The sequence below is a fragment of the Cytobacillus sp. GQ23 genome (assembly GCF_059758675.1).
This window is the reverse complement of sequence record NZ_JCAXER010000010.1, coordinates 1-19,316: the sequence shown is the minus strand read 5'-3', so window position 1 is coordinate 19,316 and position 19,316 is coordinate 1. Positions and strand designations below refer to the sequence as shown.

General features: G+C 40.5%; 17 protein-coding genes. 2 read left to right on the top strand and 15 right to left on the bottom strand.

Going from position 1 to position 19,316, the window contains the following annotated elements; genetic code table 11:
- Nucleotides 1-72: 72 nt before the first annotated feature.
- The 11 genes from rhaD to AC6CHU_RS10000 all read right to left on the bottom strand — a co-directional run bounded on the left by rhaD (nucleotide 73) and on the right by AC6CHU_RS10000 (nucleotide 12,055).
- Nucleotides 73-918 carry a rhamnulose-1-phosphate aldolase gene (rhaD, locus tag AC6CHU_RS10050; RefSeq protein WP_498121441.1) on the bottom strand — a complete coding sequence of 282 codons (846 nt, stop codon included), beginning with the start codon at nucleotides 916-918 and terminating at the stop codon, nucleotides 73-75.
- Nucleotides 919-1,082: 164 nt separating this feature from the next.
- Nucleotides 1,083-1,841 (bottom strand): DeoR/GlpR family DNA-binding transcription regulator, encoded by a 759-nt coding sequence (locus AC6CHU_RS10045; RefSeq protein WP_498121439.1) that lies wholly within the window; start codon nucleotides 1,839-1,841, stop codon nucleotides 1,083-1,085.
- 178 nt (nucleotides 1,842-2,019) lie between these two features.
- Entirely contained in the window at nucleotides 2,020-3,057 is a 1,038-nt protein-coding gene (locus AC6CHU_RS10040) for an autoinducer 2 ABC transporter substrate-binding protein (protein WP_498121437.1), read from the bottom strand.
- A gap of 71 nt (nucleotides 3,058-3,128) precedes the next feature.
- A complete protein-coding gene (locus AC6CHU_RS10035) occupies nucleotides 3,129-4,097 on the bottom strand; it encodes an ABC transporter permease (protein WP_498121435.1) in 969 nt (322 codons plus the stop codon).
- A gap of 15 nt (nucleotides 4,098-4,112) precedes the next feature.
- Entirely contained in the window at nucleotides 4,113-5,096 is a 984-nt protein-coding gene (locus AC6CHU_RS10030) for an ABC transporter permease (protein WP_498121433.1), read from the bottom strand.
- The gene (locus tag AC6CHU_RS10025) at nucleotides 5,096-6,655 is read right to left on the bottom strand and encodes a sugar ABC transporter ATP-binding protein (protein WP_498121431.1); all 1,560 of its coding nucleotides are present in this window, start codon (nucleotides 6,653-6,655) and stop codon (nucleotides 5,096-5,098) included. The genes AC6CHU_RS10030 and AC6CHU_RS10025 overlap by 1 nt, the downstream gene beginning before the upstream one ends.
- Nucleotides 6,656-6,680: 25 nt before the next feature.
- Nucleotides 6,681-7,643, bottom strand: a complete 963-nt coding sequence (gene rbsK / locus AC6CHU_RS10020; protein WP_498121429.1) for a ribokinase — start codon at nucleotides 7,641-7,643, stop codon at nucleotides 6,681-6,683.
- A gap of 10 nt (nucleotides 7,644-7,653) precedes the next feature.
- On the bottom strand, nucleotides 7,654-8,343 hold the full coding sequence (rpe, locus tag AC6CHU_RS10015) for a ribulose-phosphate 3-epimerase (RefSeq protein WP_498121427.1): 690 nt from the start codon (nucleotides 8,341-8,343) through the stop codon (nucleotides 7,654-7,656).
- Nucleotides 8,340-10,028 (bottom strand): ribulokinase, encoded by a 1,689-nt coding sequence (locus AC6CHU_RS10010; RefSeq protein WP_498121425.1) that lies wholly within the window; start codon nucleotides 10,026-10,028, stop codon nucleotides 8,340-8,342. Before AC6CHU_RS10010 ends, rpe begins: the two co-directional genes overlap by 4 nt.
- A 255-nt stretch (nucleotides 10,029-10,283) precedes the next feature.
- Nucleotides 10,284-11,075, bottom strand: a complete 792-nt coding sequence (locus AC6CHU_RS10005) for a DeoR/GlpR family DNA-binding transcription regulator (RefSeq protein WP_498121423.1) — start codon at nucleotides 11,073-11,075, stop codon at nucleotides 10,284-10,286.
- Between the two features lie 719 nt (nucleotides 11,076-11,794).
- On the bottom strand, nucleotides 11,795-12,055 hold the full coding sequence (locus tag AC6CHU_RS10000) for a DeoR family transcriptional regulator (protein WP_498121421.1): 261 nt from the start codon (nucleotides 12,053-12,055) through the stop codon (nucleotides 11,795-11,797).
- 509 nt (nucleotides 12,056-12,564) lie between these two features.
- Here AC6CHU_RS10000 and AC6CHU_RS09995 point away from each other — a divergent pair.
- Nucleotides 12,565-14,151 (top strand): phosphodiester glycosidase family protein, encoded by a 1,587-nt coding sequence (locus AC6CHU_RS09995; RefSeq protein WP_498121419.1) that lies wholly within the window; start codon nucleotides 12,565-12,567, stop codon nucleotides 14,149-14,151.
- 137 nt (nucleotides 14,152-14,288) lie between these two features.
- On the opposite strand, the gene AC6CHU_RS09990 is transcribed toward AC6CHU_RS09995, so the two are convergent.
- Together AC6CHU_RS09990 and AC6CHU_RS09985 are read right to left on the bottom strand one after the other, a co-directional pair.
- The gene (locus AC6CHU_RS09990; protein ID WP_498121417.1) at nucleotides 14,289-15,596 is read right to left on the bottom strand and encodes an MFS transporter; all 1,308 of its coding nucleotides are present in this window, start codon (nucleotides 15,594-15,596) and stop codon (nucleotides 14,289-14,291) included.
- A gap of 46 nt (nucleotides 15,597-15,642) precedes the next feature.
- Nucleotides 15,643-17,217, bottom strand: coding sequence for an AMP-binding protein (locus tag AC6CHU_RS09985; RefSeq protein ID WP_498121415.1), 1,575 nt, complete (start codon nucleotides 17,215-17,217; stop codon nucleotides 15,643-15,645).
- A 201-nt stretch (nucleotides 17,218-17,418) separates the two neighbouring features.
- On the opposite strand from AC6CHU_RS09985, the gene AC6CHU_RS09980 reads away from it, so the two are divergent.
- Nucleotides 17,419-18,021, top strand: coding sequence for a TetR/AcrR family transcriptional regulator (locus AC6CHU_RS09980; protein ID WP_498121413.1), 603 nt, complete (start codon nucleotides 17,419-17,421; stop codon nucleotides 18,019-18,021).
- 144 nt (nucleotides 18,022-18,165) lie between these two features.
- On the opposite strand, the gene gloA2 is transcribed toward AC6CHU_RS09980, so the two are convergent.
- Both gloA2 and AC6CHU_RS09970 read right to left on the bottom strand, forming a co-directional pair.
- A complete protein-coding gene (gene gloA2, locus AC6CHU_RS09975) occupies nucleotides 18,166-18,552 on the bottom strand; it encodes an SMU1112c/YaeR family gloxylase I-like metalloprotein (protein WP_498121411.1) in 387 nt (128 codons plus the stop codon).
- A 399-nt stretch (nucleotides 18,553-18,951) separates the two neighbouring features.
- Nucleotides 18,952-19,316 (bottom strand): hypothetical protein (locus tag AC6CHU_RS09970; protein WP_498121409.1); only part of this gene is annotated, 365 nt, incomplete at its 5' end.

Sequence of the window (19,316 nt, the reverse complement as noted above, 5' to 3'; positions counted from 1 at the left end):
TCCTTTGGAAACGTTTACTTTAATGTGAAATAAAACTGGCAGAACTATCTGTCCAGCCAGCATGTATTAATATTATTTAGTCAATTGAAGGATTCCTGGTTTAGGTGTTACTCCAAAAGCTTCAGCTAATACGGAAAGCTGGTCATCTGTTATAACCTGTTTCACTCCTCCACGGTGGGATTGAATCAGCATGTAGATCTGCGCAGCTTTCTCGGCAGTCTCGATTAAGCCAAAAGCATCATCAATGGAGTTTCCTGTTCCAAAAATGCCATGATGCGGCCATACGACTAAACGGTGTTCATTCATTTTCTTTGCTGTTTCTTTCCCAATCTCCGTCGTGCCTGGTATCATCCAAGGAAGGAGCCCCACACCATCCGGGAATACAATTATGCATTCTGATTCCATTTGCCATAGTGATTTAGTAAATGCTGCTTCATCCAATTCATGAGTAAAAGTCATGGCAACAACATTAGTAGCGTGGTTGTGCATTATCACCCTGTGAGTATCATCATGCTTGAGTCTGACGATATGGCTCATGAAATGAGACGGAAGTTCGCTCGTTGGTTTTCCGCCATTGGCAAATCCCCAAATGATATCCAGTTCATTACCTCCATCTGCTACCTGGATAATGCCCAGCAGTTCTTCAGGATTGTCGATAATATTTTTGAAGTAGCTTCCTGAAGCGGTTACTAGAAAGTACTTTCCAGAAAGCTCCGGGACCGGAAAATCCAGGCTGATTGTACGGATAGAGTTCCCTTTTTCAATATATGGCGCCACATCCTCTTCATCGAGGATTACACTAACATTCCCTCCGTTGCGTTCATCCCACCCTAATCTCCACATATTCTGTGTTGCCTGTATCATCTGTTTTAAAAATGGAGCTTCCAGCATATTTCTTTTCGCATTAACAGTACTCATTTATAATGCTCCTTTATATTATGAAATTAACGACCTATCATTTTTCTAATAATTCACACAAACAAAGTTATCAATATTCTTAATTTTTCTATTTATATTATACTTTCTTCCCAAAAATAAAACAACACAAACAAAGATTATTGTGTTGTTTTATTTTTGTTTATTTAAATATCCGCAATACGGACAGTTAGCTGATTTTCTTCCAATCTTGTTTTAACTCCGGGATTAATCTTTGAATCAGTAATGACCTGACGAGCTTTGCTTAAAGGTGCAATTTTAGAAAATCCCTTTACGCCAAACTTGCTGGAATCAACCATGACTATCACCTTATCTGACTGCTCTGCCATTTTCTTCTTAAGGAGAGCCTGCTCTTCATTTGAATCACTTAATCCATTCTCTAAATGCAGCCCTCTACATGACATAAAGCACTTATTAACGTGGTACATATCAAGTGACCGCTCCGCTAACGGGCCTAGATAGGACATAGATTTTGTGTTCAGCCTACCCCCTGTGGATATGACTTCAATCTTGTCCTTTTTGCTCAGTTCTATAGAAACTTTTATGGAGTTCGTAATAACTGTGAGGGGGATATTCTGAAGGACTTTTGCCATATACCATGCAGTCGTGCTCGCATCCAGGATTATTCGGTCCCCGCTTTCAACCAGCTCTGCCGCTAGATTCGCAATAGCCCTTTTTTCATTTACATTTGTAATTTCGCGTTCTGATACATCCAGGTCTTCCTCCTGAATGCTGACAGCCCCGCCGTGGCTTCTTTTGAGTTTATTTTCTTTTTCCAGTTTCTCCAGGTCCCTGCGGATCGTCTCTTCTGTAACATTGAAATACTCACTTAATTCACTGACCCGAATACTTTTACGAATATTAACAAGCTCGATAATCTTCTGTTGCCTTTCAGCTACTAACACTTTATATTCCTGCCCCTTTTTTTAACGAGTTTTTGTTTACTTTTGTTTGTTTTTGTTTTCCATACTATAACACACTCGCCATTACGTTCTCAATGTATAAAAAAGGAGCTGTACAGGTTATGAAAGAACGTAAAAGGGGGAATCCAAAAACTTTGGATTCCCCGCCTCTTTCTATCGATTAGAAATCATAGTCACCAGCATTTTCAGCTGTAAAGTCTGTTGGAGGACCCATGATAATCGTTTTGTTATCATCCCAAACTTCAATCTTTCCAACCGCCGGCACATCCAGGCCATTTTCAGGGTTTTTGCCTTCTGCCAGTTCTTTAGCAAGAGCAACAGTTAAGTAACCAAGCTTGTCCGGCTCCCAAAGGATGGCAACATCCAGGGATCCATCTTCCAGAAACGGCTTAGAGTCATTTGGAAGAGCCGTTCCAACTACGGCAATCTTATCTTGAAGTCCTTTTTCCTGTACAGCTTGTGCAGCACCAATTGGAGCGATTGTTGAGAAAGCCATGATACCCTTTAAGTCAGGATATGCTTTAATTAAATCAAGCGTCTTTTGGTAAGCAACAGGCTGCTTTTCGTCTGTAGGAACTACATCCGTTACCAGTTTGATATTTGGATAGTTTTCTTCAAGTTCTTTTTTGGCAGCGTCAATCCAAGAGTTTAGGTTCGCTGCAGAAAGGCCGCCAGTCAAGATTGCAATTTCGCCTTCTTCTGTACCCATTTGTTCAATCAGGGATTTTGCGATATGGCGTCCAAAACCTTCATCATCGATTTGGTGAACAGATAGTTCCACTACAGACTGATCAGCTGGTGTATCCCAGTCCATTACCGTAATGCCCTGTTCTTTTGCTTTCTTTAAAACTGGAGTTAAAGATGCTGGATCATTCGGAGCAACAGCAATAACATCAACATTTTGGCTGATTAAGTCTTCAATAACTTTAACCTGCTGAGCAGCATCCGCTTCAGTAGGACCGGTATAAATTACTTCAACGCCTAATTCTTCTCCAGCTTTTACCGCTCCTTTTTCAGATGCGTTAAAATAAGGGATACCGACAAGCTTCGGTACAACAGCAATCGTCAGCTTGTCATCACCGCCGCTTTTTTTGTCTGATGCTTCACTTTTGGATCCTGCACTTTCTTGCGATACACAGCCAGCTAAAAGGCCAAGAGCTAAAACCATTGATAGTAACGATACCCAAAATCTTTTCATTCGTTTTTCCCCCTTTAATAGTCTTGCATTTATATGGTTATCCGACTATGTCAGATGACGCCCGATCGTTTTTACGCTGCTGCCGCTTCCTGCTGCTTTTTTTGTTTCTTTTCATCTGCTTTAGCTTTAAGGAAGTTAATGACAAGCACAAGAATGAGAATCGCTCCAGTAATAACGCCAACTATCGCTCTTGGAACTCCCATTAAATTCAATCCATTAGATAGAACCTGGAATATGATAACTGCGTATACTGTTCCAATAACCTTTCCATATCCGCCCTGGATGTTGGTTCCGCCAAGTACAGCAGCCGCCACACTTTGAAGGAGATAGGAAGAACCTAAGTCAACTTTCGCCGTGTTATACCTGGAGGTCATGATGATGGATGCAAGCGTCGCCATAAATGCGGCAAAAAGATAGACTTTCATCAGGACTCGGCTGTTATTGATTCCTGAGAAAAGTGTAGCCACGGGGTTGCTTCCAACCATATAAACACTTCGTCCCCAGCCCGTCTTTGTCAGGATAATCCCGGTTAATATGGCTACAATGATAAAAATCAGCATTGACAAAGGGATAATCCCCATATAATATCCATTCCCGATCAAGCTGTAAGATTCACTAAAGCCAGATATGGATCTGCCCTTTGTTATACTCAAAATTACCCCTTCAAATAAGACCATTGTGCCCAGCGTTACGAGAATAGGTGAAACGCCTATCTTTGAAACGATGAAGCCATTCAAAAAGCCACATGCCAGTCCAACTGCTATACCCACGATAATCGCCACAAGCATGGAGTATCCATTCATTTGCATCATGGCAATGGTTACACCGGAAAGTGCTGCTACATAGGTGATGGAGAGATCAATTCCCCCAGTGATTATGACGACCATCATTCCCAATGCAATAAGGCCAAATTCAGGCAGCTGAAACATCATATTATTAATGTTGTTGGATGATAAAAAACCTGGTGCCAGTATGGTCATTAAGACAATTAGCCCAACAGCAATAATTCCTAAGACATGTTCTTTTGATAGCGATTTCATTTTATCCCCTCCTCTCTATGCTTCCACTTCGATACGCGCCATCTTATTCTTAGCCCTTTTATATTGGATATGGTCAAACGAAACAGCCAATAGAATGACAACACCAATAACAACCTGCTGCCAAAAAGTGTCGATTCTTGCCAGGATCAATCCGTTTTCCATAATTGCCAGCAGTAATACTCCAAGGAAAGTACCAACAATGGAGCCTCTTCCTCCCATAATATTGGCGCCGCCAAGCACTACGGCTGCAATAACCGTCAATTCAAAGCCAAGCATTCCATTCGGATCCACAGCTTTTGTGTATGAAAGCTGGGCAATTGCTGCAACACCCGCCAGGAAGCCCATATAGGAGAAAACAAATATTTGCACTTTATCAAAGTTGATTCCAACCCGGATAGCAGACTCTTTATTTCCGCCAATTGCCAAAACTTCACGGCCAATTACGGTATATTTCAGAACAAACCAGGTGAAAATGGCAATGACTATAAAGATTATTGTTAAAATCGATACACCAAACACATTAAAGTTAGCAAACTTCAAAAATATGCTTGGAAAGCTTGTACTGTTTAAATACTGGCCATTCGTGATATATAAGACGATCCCGTTAATCATGCTCATGGTACCAAGTGTAACGACGATTGCAGGTATCTGAATCCTTGAGACGAGAAAGCCATTTATAGCTCCAAAGAAGATGCCAATCAAAGGTGCAATTATAAAGAGCAATAAGATAGCAACTGGACTATCAGGCATTAAAACCAGCAGTTTTCCAATAATAACCCAAACTGCACTTGTCACAGCTGCAACTGAAACATCAATCCCGCCTGTAATAATGATGAGCGTCATTCCTACAGCAAGGATGCCAAGTACCGCATTTCCTTTTAAAATATCGAGGATATTCCCAGGACTTAGAAATGCCGGGCTCATGATGGTCAGAATCACGCAAAGTAATATAACAATAGCCGCAATGCTCATCTCTTTAGACTTCAGTATAGAGTTCATTACATTTGCACCTCCTGATTTGGAACAAATGATGCCTTCTCTTTATTTCTATTTACATTTCCTGAACCAAGCAATGCCAAGTTCATAATAGATTCCTGAGTGGCTTCTTCAATATCCAGTTCTCCCGCGACGCGCCCATGTCTCATGACAAGAACACGGTCACTGACCGCCAGCACCTCAGGAAGCTCAGAGGATATCACGATTACACCCATTCCTTCAGAAGCAAGCCTGCGAAGAAGTTTATGGATTTCAGTTTTTGCACCAATATCAATTCCATTTGTTGGCTCATCAATAATGAGTATGTCAGGATTAGTCGATAGCCATTTCGATATAACAACCTTTTGCTGATTACCTCCAGATAGGTCCCCTGCTGCCCTTTCAGGCAGTGCCGGGCGCACATCCAAGGTTTTTACGTAATCATTGGCCAATTTAATTTCTTTTTTGCGGTTGATTAATCCCAATTTATTTCTTAATGTTTTTAAGATCGGCAATGAGATATTGTTAATAATCGATTGGCCGAGAATCAGCCCCTGGGTCTTCCGGCTCTCAGGAATATAAGCAATTCCCTTTTTCATTGCATCTTCACTGGATTTAATGGAAACCGCCTTCCCATTGATTTTGATCATTCCCTGGTAGGGCTTATTTACCCCGAAAATAGCCTGGGCAAGTTCTGTTCTCCCGGAACCAACCAAACCTGTAATTCCCAGCACTTCTCCTTTTTTCAATTCAAAGGATATATCTTTGAAATTACCATCCTTTGAAAGATGGTCTACTTCAAATATCGTTTCACCGGCCATACTTCTGGATTGGTTTTTTTCATAAAGAACGGTTCTTCCGACCATTAATTGAATTAACCGGTCCTCATCTAATTCTTTGCTTTCATAAGTTCCAACATACTTACCATCCCTAAGGACAGTAAACCGATCAGAGACTGTAAATAGCTCTTTTAGCTTATGACTGACGAAAATAATAGAGATTCCTCTGCTTTTCAAATCATTAATCACTTTATACAGCTTTTCTACCTCCCCGCTTGATAGAGAAGAAGTAGGCTCATCCATGACAATTAATTTGGACTCAAAAGCCAGGGCTCTCGCAATTTCAATCAATTGCTGCTGGGCAATGCTGAGCTTTTCCAATGGGAGATGAATATCAATTTCAACATCAAGTTCTTTCAAAGCCTTCCTCGCGATGTCTTCAGCTGACTTCCAATTGATTTTCTTCCAAGGCCTGCTTGTACTGTCTCTTCCTATATAAATATTTTCAGCGACTGATAGATTCGGGAATAAACTCAGGTCCTGGTATATAATTGAAATACCTTTTAATGTGGCGTCTATTGGCTTATTTATTTCCGCTTTTTTGCCTTCAAAATAAAACTCTGCCCCAGAATCAGGCTGATAAATACCAGAAAGGATTTTAATTAAAGTAGACTTTCCGGCTCCATTTTCCCCAATTAACGCATGCACCTCTCCAGGTTTGACTTCCAAGGTTACATCATCGAGTGCCTTTACTCCAGGAAACGTCTTGCTAATATGGGTCATTTTCAATAGATAGTCAGACATGATAATCCTCCTTTCATCTGGCAGGTCAAGCAGAAGATGTTTTCCGGCTCCCCGTCATATAGTGACTGATTTTCCTTTCAGAACAGAACTGATTCACTTCATCCAATGTAGGAATGCCCACCTGCGCTCCCAGCTTGGTAACTTTCAAAGCCCCTACAATGGTTGCGAATTCCGCAGCGGAAACAAGATCTTCACCATCTGCAATCGCACAAGCCAGTGCACCTGCAAATGAATCTCCGGCACCAACTGTGTCTACCGCCTTGACTGGGATTGATTCTATATATGTGGATCTGCCATCTTGATATACAAGGGATCCTTTATCGGCCATTTTAATGATGGATTGTTTTAAACCCATATGCTCAAAGTACTTGGCTGCCTTGTTCGCTGTCTCAATATCGGTCACATCAATACCTGTCAGCTGTTTGGTTTCCTGCCGATTCGGAATAATCAAATCGGCATATTCCAGAGCACGCACTGTGATTCCCTCTGCTGGTGCCGGATCCAATATGACAAACATCCCCCTTTTCCTTGCCTCTATCATCGATTGAATCACCGTTTTCTCAGGCACTTCCATTTGGACTAAAAGCACTTTGCTGTCATTGATCTCACTGAACGCTTCTTCGATATCCTGAACAGATAACTCATCATTGGCTCCTTTTAACACAAGCATCGTGTTCTCGGCTGTTTTATCAATGGTTATAATGGCACAGCCAGTCGATGTTTCCTTTACTCGTTTGATATTGGAGATATCTACTTTACTGGCTTTTAGGGAATCTAATAAAATATCGCCATAGGTATCCTGACCAATGCTCCCAACCATGTTTACCGTTTTCCCTAACCTTGCACATGCTGTAGCCTGGTTGGCACCCTTACCTCCAGGCATCAGCTCCATCTTCTTCCCAAATATAGTCTCTCCGCGATTCGGATAATGATCTGTTAGGGTCACAATATCTATGTTGATGCTTCCAACAACAGTTATTTCTGCCAATTAAGCCACCTCACATTCCTGATTTAATTCCAGCTTCCTGTTCACTTAAGAAGGTGCGAAGTTTCTTTACTGCATCCTCCAGAGTGATGTCATTCCTAAATAGACAAGAAGTGCCGAGAACCAGCATCGTTGCCCCATTTTCGATTACTTCGGGAATAGTATGGTAGCCAATATTTCCATCTGCTTGAATATCCACCTTGTATCCTTCATTTTCAATCAACTCTCTAATTCTGCTAATCTTTTTATTCATCAGCGGAACAAATTTCTGTCCGGCGAATCCCGGGTTTACGGTCATGACTGTAATATAGTCAATGACATCAAGTACATATTCAATCTCTGATACCGGGGTAGACGGGTTTAAAGCAACACCAGCTTTTACCCCTTTATCTTTTATCCTCTGTAAAGTCCTCTGAAGATGGGCAGTTGCCTCTGTATGTACGGAAATCATATCTGCTCCGGCATCAATAAAAAGATCAAGATGATCCTCAGGCTTTTCTATCATTAAATGCACGTCTAAAGGCTTCTTTGTATATTCTCTTATTTTCCTAATCAGATCAGGTCCCATGGTGAAATTGGGAACGAATTTTCCATCCATTACATCCAAGTGATAATAGTCTACTCCTGCTTGATCCAGCCGGGTTACCGATTCCTGGAGATTTCCCATATCCGCACACATAAGGGAAGGTCCAATTAATGTCATTTCATTACCTCCTTCTGCCTTGCAGCAAGATTCCTATGAATAGCATGCAGTGCTTTGACCGGTGAATTGTTCTGTGCAAATTCATTATGAAGCTCGTTATAAACTTCAAACACCTGATGATAAATGGCTTGATTCTCAGGGATTGGCCTATAAATTTCATCATCATAATAGATCATCTTTTGGATGGCCTCGTTAATGGAACTCCATCCACCCTTTTCCTTTCCTGCTGCAACGGCGGCAAGGACAGCTGCTCCCATCGCACAGGTGTGAGGCACCGATACGACATGCACATTTTTACCGGTAATATCTGCGAACAATTGCATTAGCAGCTTATTCTTTTCAGCCAGACCGCCACATGCATATAGTTCCTCAATACTGATACCGCTTTCATTAAATACCTGAAGGATTTTTCTTGCACCAAAAGCCAGGGACTCAAGCAGCGCCCGATAGATGTGTTCCGGCTTGGTGCTGAGAGTTAATCCCAAGATTGTCCCTGTTAGGTTTGGATCCTTCAATAAACGATTTCCATTCCACCAATCAAGAGCGACAAGTCCATGTTCTCCCGGCATAAGCTCAGAGGCCATTTTTTCCATCAGCTGATAAAGGGAAATCCCTGCGGCTTCTGCCTCTCTTGACAGATAATCAGGCACACAATGATTGATGAACCATGCCAAAGAATCTCCGCCTGCACTCTGCCCAGCCTCATATGCAAAATAGCCCGGGAGGATTCCATCCTCTACGACTCCGCTGATACCTGGAACAAAGCGCTCTTCTTCATCAATGCACATATGGCAAATAGAGGTTCCCATGGCCATAACCATTTTTTTAGGAGCATCAACACCTGCTCCTATAACTGCAGCATGTGCATCAATAATTCCGACCGCTACTGCTGTGTTTTCTGTTAACCCTAATTCTTCCGCCATTCTATTTGTTAAAAATCCCGCTCTTGATCCAACTGGATAAATATTTGCTGTTAACTTTTCCTGTACAGCCTTTTCAAAATCAGGATGAAGCGTTTTCAAAAATTCATTTGATGGGTAACCTTCCTTCTTGCTCCAGCTTCCCTTATACCCCGCCATACAGGAACTTCTTATATCTGCACCAATAAGCTGCATCGTAATCCAATCCCCTGCTTCTATAAATCGATCAGCAGCTTTATAAATTTCAGGAGCCTCATGTAACACTTGGAGCATTTTAGGAAACATCCATTCCTCAGATAGTTCACCGCCATATCGCTGAAGAAAGGACTCGCTTCTTTCAGCACCACGGATATTAATGAGTGCCGCCTCTTTGTCTGCAGCATGATGTTTCCATAGCTTCACCCAACTATGTGGGTTTTCCACATAATCCGGACATAAACAAAGCGGAATCCCACTTTCATCGATAGGCAGTACCGTACTAGCAGTAAAGTCTACACCGATTCCAATTACTTCTTCTTTCTCTATCTTCGAATCTTCTAAGCAATTTGTCACAGTCTCCCGTAAAGTATGTAAATAATCATTGGGGTGCTGCAAAGCCCATTGCGGCTGAATCTTTATATCTGTTCCAGGCAAGCTGTCTGTGATCACGCCATGCGGATACGGGGAAACGGCAGATGTGACAATTGAACCGTTTTGAACATTCACCAAAATCGCCCTTGCCGACTCGGTTCCGAAATCGATCCCAAATACATATTTATTGCTCAAAATCGCCCACCACCTTATTTGATTTTTATTATAATTCGGAAATTTTTGTTTTTCAACATTTTTCTGATATTTTATTTTTAAAAACAGACATTTTATAAAAGTAATTACTTTGTTTACCCATACTTGCAAACGTTTTTGTAAAGAAATAGTTTATAGTAAGCATTCAAGTCTAAATTAAAGAATAATTTTTTATTAATTTGCTTATTCTATTTGGTTTTCCCCAAAAAAAAGCACAGATCCATTTAGATCTGTGCTTTAATCTGCAACAATTGTATTAATACCCAGGTTTCGTATGTTCATTACATCATTTACTGCCATTTTATCATCTGTAATTAAGTAATCGACATTCTTTAAATTTTCAATACTGACCAAGGACTTAGTCCCATATTTACTGTAATCCGCTAATAAAAACAGCTGATCAGAGATAGAGATAAACTGCTTTTTAATTTGGGCCTGCATTTCATGGACTTCACTTATGCCCCTCTTGGCATCAAACCCTGTACAGGAAAAGAAAAACTTATCCAAATGATAGTCCTCTATCACTTTTTGGGTAGATACCCCAACGAATGACAAGGAATCCTCCAGCAAATATCCCCCAACCGTTATGACAGTAATTCCTTTTTGATTAGCCAGCTCTAGTGTAACAGCAATAGAATTAGTGATGACGGTGATTTCCTTATCTTTTATAAACTTCGCCATCTGCAAAGCAGTTGTACTAGAATCAATTCCGATGATATCTCCATCTTCTATAAAAGAAGCAGCTTTTAAAGCAATAGCGCGCTTTTCTTCAATATTAGTCTGTTCCCTCTTCAGTACCGGTATTTCAGAGCCAGATTTTTTAAGGGACACTGCACCACCGTGAACTCTTGAAAGGTATCCTTCTTTTTCAAGCCTCTCCAAGTCCCTGCGGATCGTTTCCTCTGTAACCCCAAAACGCTTGCTCATTTCCGCAACTCGAATCATTCCAAGTTCATCTACGAGTGTAATTAACTGTGCCTGTCTTTCATTTCCTATCCATGGTGTATCTGATTGGAATGAAGAGACCATATGTCATCACCTATTTCTTTTATTTCTTATTATTCATTGTAACATCCCCACATAAAACAGACAATATTCCTTTGTTTTTTGTGGCATTAACATTTGATAAAGTTTGTTTTTATGAATTTCTCCCACTACGTTCTATTATTAATACTTTTTCCAATTTTCTAAGCCTTATTTTTATTTTACTTTTTTTTTGCTCTATTTTCTATTAAAAACATCTTAAAAATGACAGATTTAAGTATGAGATAAACTCCTTGTTGGAGATATATTGAAAGAAACATCCACTTATAAATTTCGACATAGTATTCAATACTTTCCCAGGAAAAGATACTTTTCAGCATGGAGTTACAAAAGGAAAAGTATTATCTCAAACTAGTGCGTTACTGCTGTACTAAATACTTTTTCAAGCATAAAAGTTCCGTGAGAAGACAATGTCCGCGGCTTAACATACGCATTGATTATCGTTGGACCCCTTATTTCTTATTACTTTATAAACTAGTGGTTTTATGTGCAAATCAAGAGAGTTACACCGTAGAGTGAAATTAACAAAGAGGCTATAAAGCATTTTTGAGGGATTTAATGAAGAAACAGGCCTTAGCCATTGAAAAGAGGCTGGATACATCGGAAAATATATTACAACTTAAAGAACCCACTCCTGCTTTTTCCAAGTGGAATGATATGTAAAAAAGACAAGGCCGTCCCATGATTCGGGAGGCTTTGTTTATTTAATACCTACTAACCCTTAATAAATACCCTTTCTCCATCCGATTATAGACGACACTATTGACTAGTGTTTTGTATTTAACTTGGGTGTAGTAGACATTTATTTCTTTGAGGTCTCTGTGTATCGTTTTTTCGCTTACATTAAAACGTTCCGCTGCCTTACTCTTCTTTACTATTTCCCCGCTGTTCAGCATTTCAAAAAGAGATAACACACGAATTGTTTTGGCATTTAATTCTTCATTCACCTCTTTTACTCCCTTCATCCAATATAATGGAAAATAATAATAACACATATATAGTTCTTTGGGTATAAAATTATCCCTATTTTTCGCATTTAAAACTTATTTATATTACAAACTACCTAATATTTCATTTATTGGAAACGAATTCTTACCAGGGCACTTAATCCACTTTTCCATTTTCACATAACCACTTAGTAGTACAGTATATATTTAATTGACAGACCAACCTTATAACCAATGAACATCCCTTCGCAAAGGTGTATTGATAATTAAAAGTCCAGAACTTTGCAAATGCTATTACAGTAAAATTGAGGAACTGTTAAAGAACTTATTCCACGCACTCATAGAGAGTAAACCGGAGACTGTTCGTTGTTCCACACTTCATTCAACCAGAGAAGAAGTAAACCATTCAGATTTACAAACCTAAATAAAACTTAATACTATACATAAGATTGGTTAACGTTTGGTTAATACCTGTTTCTTATACTGTTGTAAAGAATTCCAACACACCATTTAAAGGAGTGAGAGTAGTGAGAAAATTGAACAAACCACTAAGTAAAATGGTTCTTCCTATTATTTCATCCATTGGTTTATTCTCAATTCTGATTATGCCGGCAAGTACAGAATCAGCTAATCAGCATAATGAAACACTGCCTCTCGGTCTGCCGTCTTTAAACGAATCCAGAACCACCGAAAGCCTTGCACCAGGAGTTACCTACACAAAGATTATCCGAGGGGAAGAATCTGAAAAGGATTATTTCACAGTTGATGTAGATTTTACGGAGACACGAAAACAGGCTAAAGATTTAGCAGCAAGGCTTAAATCAGAGGGGTTTAATCCCCGCATCGAGCGTATTGACGACCGGGCCATGGACGATGAAGAAAGAGGCCCTCTTGGCTATCTGGTCAGGGTTGGCGAGTTCCAGAAACAAGAAGCTGCCAAAGAGCTCCAGCAAGAATTATCCGAGATGGGCTATACAGATGTGCTTACGGTTTATACCGGTGAAGATGGGAACCAGACTACCGGCCCTTGGGTCGTGAATTTACTGGAGGTTGATCCGGATTCTTTTAACGGAAGCATTTTACCCCAGCTTGCTAAAGATAAGGTTCAGGGCAAAGAACTCCTCACTGAAATGGCAGGCCGCAATCATGCTCTAGCTGGAATCAATGCTGGCTATTTTGTGATCGGAAACAAGGATGGCACACCTGGTGATCTTGCAGGTATCTCCGTTATGGACGGAAAGCTGATAAGTGAAGCGGTTAACGGCCGTTCAAGCCTTATACTTCCTTCAGCAGGCATAGACGCCCGCATCGCTTCTATCACATCCTCCCAGACTGCCATATCGTCTGACGGGGCAGTGAGGGAAGTGGATGGGTTAAACCGGAAACCAGAATTGATACGAAGCTGCGGAGGGACAGGAGGAGATACACCAACCGAGAACCCAAAACATGATTTTACTTGCAGCGACGGGAATGAACTCATCCATTTCACACCGGACTTCGGGAATCAAACAGAGGCTGGAATTGGGATAGAAGCAGTCTTAAATGAGAACGGAGACGTGATTGAACTGCGAAAGCAGCTAGGCGGAGAAATTCCTAGTAACGGGTCGGTTCTTGCTGGAGCAGGCGATGCTGCCCAGTGGCTTCTGGACCATGCTCAAATTGGCATGAAAATCCAAGTGAAAAATGAGGTAAGAGCAGACAGAGTACCCTTACCTTTTGAAAAGGCAGCGGGTATTATTAATGGGGGACCGCGACTATTAGATGAAGGAAAAATTTCAATTAATGCCGTGACAGAAGGCTTCCACCATAATGACAACCCGGAATTCTATTATCGATTTGGGGAAAGACGCCATCCTAGAACACTTGCCGGGATAAGAGCAGACGGAACCCTGCTTTTTGTAACCATTGATGGCCGATCTCCAGGCCATAGTGTTGGTGCAAGCTTCGAAGAGAGTGCAAGGTTGATGAAATCATTGGGTGCAGTCCATGCGGTTAACCTTGACGGAGGCGGGTCCACTTCCATGACAGTTCGAGATACACTGGTGACAAGACCTTCTGATTCAACTGGCGAACGGCCGATTGCGGATGCTATTCTATTGGTTCCCAAGAGATAGACAGTATTCAATCAAACGTTTGATTGAATCAAAAAACAAACCTCCTTAATTTCCTGCCTTTACAATACAGAAAAAACCCTTGCTGCAAAAACAGCAAGGTTATTTTTTTCATTGTTCAATTGGAAGGCATTCTCCCCTTAAATAGAAAGAGATTTATCCTCCCCTAATTCTTCATCGTTATCCTGATAACTGGAGACTCTTCTTGTATCAGTTGTAAACAAAATTAATATAAGAGATACCATTACTCCGGCCATCATAAATCCTCCAAATACCCATGGAGATGGTCCATATGCTTCAGCCATCGATGTCCATAACATAGGTCCGAACCCGACAATGGCAGCTGCAATCTGATATCCTACCGACAGTCCCGTATAACGAACCTTTGCAGGGAATAGTTCTGAAAATAAAGTTCCTTGAGTGGAGAAAATAGCAGCCCAGATGACACCTAACATAGCGGCTTGGAAAAAGTACAGCCACGCAGGGCTTTCCCCGACCATGGTGAAATAAGGAATCGACAATAAAAACATAAGAACTAACCCCGCTGTGTAAATCGTTTTTCTTCCGATAAAATCAGAAAGATAGCCTACTGCAGGAATGGTAATAATCATTGTTGCACAGCCAATTGTCAAAGCCGTTAGAGCTGTATCCCTGGAATAGCCTAAATACATCGTCGAGAATACAAGGACAAAGGACATGAGGAATACATTAAAGAATCCATCGCCAAGCTTTAGGCCAATGACCTGGAGAACTGTTTTCCAGTTGGAACGGAACATCTCAAAAAACGGGACTTTGGCAAGATCACCGCTTTCCTTTTGCTGCTGAAATGCTGGTGTCTCATCAATGCCATTTCGGATCCATAATGCTAAGGCAATCAGCACAATACTCATTAAGAACGGTATTCTCCAGCCCCATGCCAGAAACTGGGCCTCTGTCGTTAATGAGCTGATTAGAGTTAAACTGAAGGATCCTGCCACGAGTCCTAGTGGAACACCTAATTGAGGAATGGAGCCGTAGAGTCCCCGGACTCCTTTGGGAGCATATTCAGTGGCCAGCAGTACAGCGCCTCCCCATTCGCCGCCAAGGGCTATGCCCTGGATAAGACGGAGCAGCACCAATAAAATAGGTGCAAACAGCCCAATTTGCGCATATGTAGGAAGTAGTCCTATGAGGAAAGAGCTTCCTCCCATCCCAATCAGGGTAAGCATTAAGGCGGCCTTCCGTCCAATTTTATCGCCCATATGACCGAAGATAATACTTCCGATTGGTCTTGCTGCATAACCAGCACCAAACGTCGCAAATGCAATCAGCAAAGAAATGGCAGGATCATGATTAGGAAAAAATAGAGATGAAAACACTAGACCTGTTGCCGTTCCGTATAGATAAAAGTCATACCATTCAATGACCGAACCCACAAGACTTGCCATCAATATGCGGCTTTTTTTCATAGAACCTACTCCCTTATCAAAGTATCTTTTATGACCTTAAATTCTTCTATGAAATATGATTCCATTGCTCCAAATGCTGTTTTCTGATGATATGCTTTTGTATCTTACCGACAGAGGTGCGCGGAAAATCCTCAACAAAATGAATGGAGTCTGGGACTTTGAATTTCGCGAGCCGATCACGGCAGTAGTAAAGCAATTCGTCGCTTGTTACTTCATAGCCAGCCTTGGGAATGATGTAGGCAATAATGGCCTCATCGCGAATGTCGTCCGGCACCCCGATAACAGCAGATTCATAGACAGCCGGGTGATCAGCCAGGACACTTTCCACCTCATTAGCTGCTACATTTTCCCCAGCGCGCTTGATCATATCCTTTATGCGATCGACAAAATAAAAATAACCGTCTTCTCCCAGCCTTGCATTGTCTCCTGAATAAAGCCAGCCATCTCTTAATGCTTCCGCCGTTGCGGAAGGATTTTTAAAGTAACCTTTCATCAAAGTCCGGCCGGGTACTCCTTTAATTGTAATTTGGCCAACCTGCCCTACAGGAACTTCCTTCCCATCCTCATCCGTTACTTTCACTCCATAGCCAAGAGTCGGCTTGCCGATACTCCTATTTTTCCGGACTCCATCAATGGGGTTCATTAATGGAACACCGATTGTTTCTGTCATTCCATACATTTGAAGCAGCGGAACATTATATTGGTCCTCGAACCTTTCCACCTGACCCTCTGCCACACTTTGGGCATACCAGATCACCCTCATCGAATTCTTGCGATCAGCAGGATCGTAAGTCTGCGCCAGGATCATCCGAATAGGTGCTGCAAATAGCGATCCTACAGTTGCACCGAGATTGATTGCCTGTTTGAAGTAGCGGGATGCACTGAACTTCTCTGTAATGGCCATACTAGCCCCTACAGTTAAAGCAGACATGGCAGAGTAATACTGGGCATTTCCATGAAACAGCGGCAGCACGATTAATTGCCTATCCTCGGGGGTTAAACGAATAGACTTAGACATCACTTCCCCTGCAAAAAGATAGTTCGCATGGGTCACCTGAACGCCCTTTGGCTTGGAGGTTGTGCCGGATGTATAAAGCATTGCGGCTACATCCTCCGCATTTAATGGGACATTAGGGACTAAAGCTTCTGCACCTTCCATCAAATACTCTAAGCTTTGCTGCCTGTATTGCTCCCCTTCATATCTGGCAAGGATAATATCCTGAAGGTTAGGGAGCCTGTCACGGATTTTAGTGAATTTATCCAAATACTCTTCTTCCGTTATTAATAACACGGATTCAGAATGATTGATCACATATTCCATTTCATCGGATGTGGATAAGATATTGGTTGGAACCATGATGGCACCAATATTCGCAAGGGCAAACCATGAGGTCATAAATTCAAGGGTGTTAGGCAGGTGCAGGGTAACATGCTTTCCTTTTGTTACCCCAAGCTTGAGAAAGGACTGACTTAATCGATTGACTCCATCTGCAAACTGGCGATAGGTTAATTCACGCACTTGCTGTTTAAGATCTTCGAAGAGGATAAACGTCTTATCTGGGTACATTTCGACTTTTTCACTTAACAATTCACGCAGGGTTTTATGACCGACAATGTCCAAACAGTATGCCTCCTTTGTGTTTAAAATTAAAGCGTTTACATTTTTCTAAGCCAAGTTTAAAATGAATTTCAAAGACTATAGTTTTTGACTGCAGTCTTTGAAATTCATTTTAGTTTAATGTGATAAGTGAGTCAATTAATTTTTTAGAAAATTTATTCAATTCAGATATAATGAACTAAGTAATTTAAAAGGAGAATCCAAATGCCAGGTTTAACTCATAGACAATTAAAAGCCCAGGAAACAAAGAAAAAAATCCTCGATACCGCCTTGGCATTATTCGGTGAAAAGGGATTTGACCATGTTACTGTAGATGAAATAGCCGCAAAAAGCGGAACATCGAAAGGTGCTTTCTATGTACATTTCAACTCAAAATATGATATTTTCCTTGAAAAGTTCAAGGAAATCGATGAGTTTTATGCTGACTTTATGGAAACCCTGCCAAAGGAAATGAAATCATATGAGAAAATCTCGCTGCTGGTTAAATCGCAAATGGTTTACTTGCGTGACACCTTAGGAAAGGACCTGCTCAGAACCGTATATGTCAGTGCATTAATCCCTAATAAATCTGATTACTTCTCTAATATGGAACGACAGCTTTATAAGATTGTTTACAAAATAGTAGAGGAAGGGCAGGTTGCTGGAGAGATTAAAAAAGATCGGTCTCCCAGTGAATTAACCATGTTAATTACGCGCTGCATGCGGGGAACGTTGTATGATTGGCAATTATTTGATCAGTTTGATCTTGTGTCAGAGGGAGAAAAGTTCATCTCCGCTATTTTAGAAGGGATTCAGGAGGAGTTTTAATAGATAAAAGGACTATAGAATACTTAGAGGAAGCAAAGAAATAGATTTTTCTTCCTCTAACAGTAGTTCTAAATCATGCTATTAAACTAAAGTATGTGGCGTCTACTACCTATTGTGGTTTTTCTCCAACTAATAATCTTGTTACTAAGATTCATATAATTCAATCGGCAGCCCATCCGGATCGTTAAAGAATGTGAACCTTTTATTTGTATAAGGATCAATTCGTACCGGTTCTGCTTTTATATCCCTAGCCAGAAGATATGCAATCCATTCCTCAATATCCTCAACCTCAAAAGCTAAATGACGGAGGCCCAATGCTTCAGGATAACTTTGGCGTTCCGGTGGATTAGGAAATGAAAATAGCTCTACCTGATAAGAACCATTCACCTCAAGGTCCAATTTATACGATTGACGCTCTTCTCGATAGACTTCCCGTAATACTTGTAACCCAAGGATATCTACATAAAATAACTTGGACTGTTTATAATCACTACAGATAATAGCTATGTGATGAATACGATTAAGTTTCATATGCAGCTCCTAATACAAATGATCTTCCCTGTCAAAAAAGAAAGGATTTGAATTTATTTCTTGACTTGTGCTCAATGGCATGCACCCGCTCAGATATTATATATGAATTAAAAGGGATTAAAATATCTCTAAAAATTTTTATTTCAGCGATTTAGAAGCGATGACACCTTGACTGCTTTCGTGAATAAAATAAAAACCTTGCTATAAAAATGCAGTTCATTTTCAAACATCTCAACCTTTTAATTATCAATCATATTAAGGTAGACATAATTTTTTATATTTTAACACTTTGTTAAAATGGAACTAGACCACTTCTTTTCACTTTTAAGGTTTTTCTATATCCACTTTACTACTTCACCGATCCTGATTCGGTCACACTGGCTTCATTAATTTTGGATATTATTTCTTAAAAAGTTCATGCCAATCTTGTGAAGGAGTATTGTTAGAATTGTTTGTAGGTGGAATTAATATTATTCCCAAGGAATGAAAAAAAGGAGTTAAAAGTACTAATAAAATAAAATAATTTGTTGCTATTAACTCTTTAAGATTCGAATGTGGAATTTGAGAATAAATTCCTATTAGAAATAAAATAAATAAAAAAGTTAATAACGATATTTTATAATGTTTCTTACTACCAATTTCCAAATCATACCCAAGCAACTTTGCTATTAAGGTACATAAAAAGGTAAATATTAATACGCCTAATAATAATTCTTTATTAAATTTGTCAAGTATAATTAGTATTATGGCCAAAAGAGGACTTA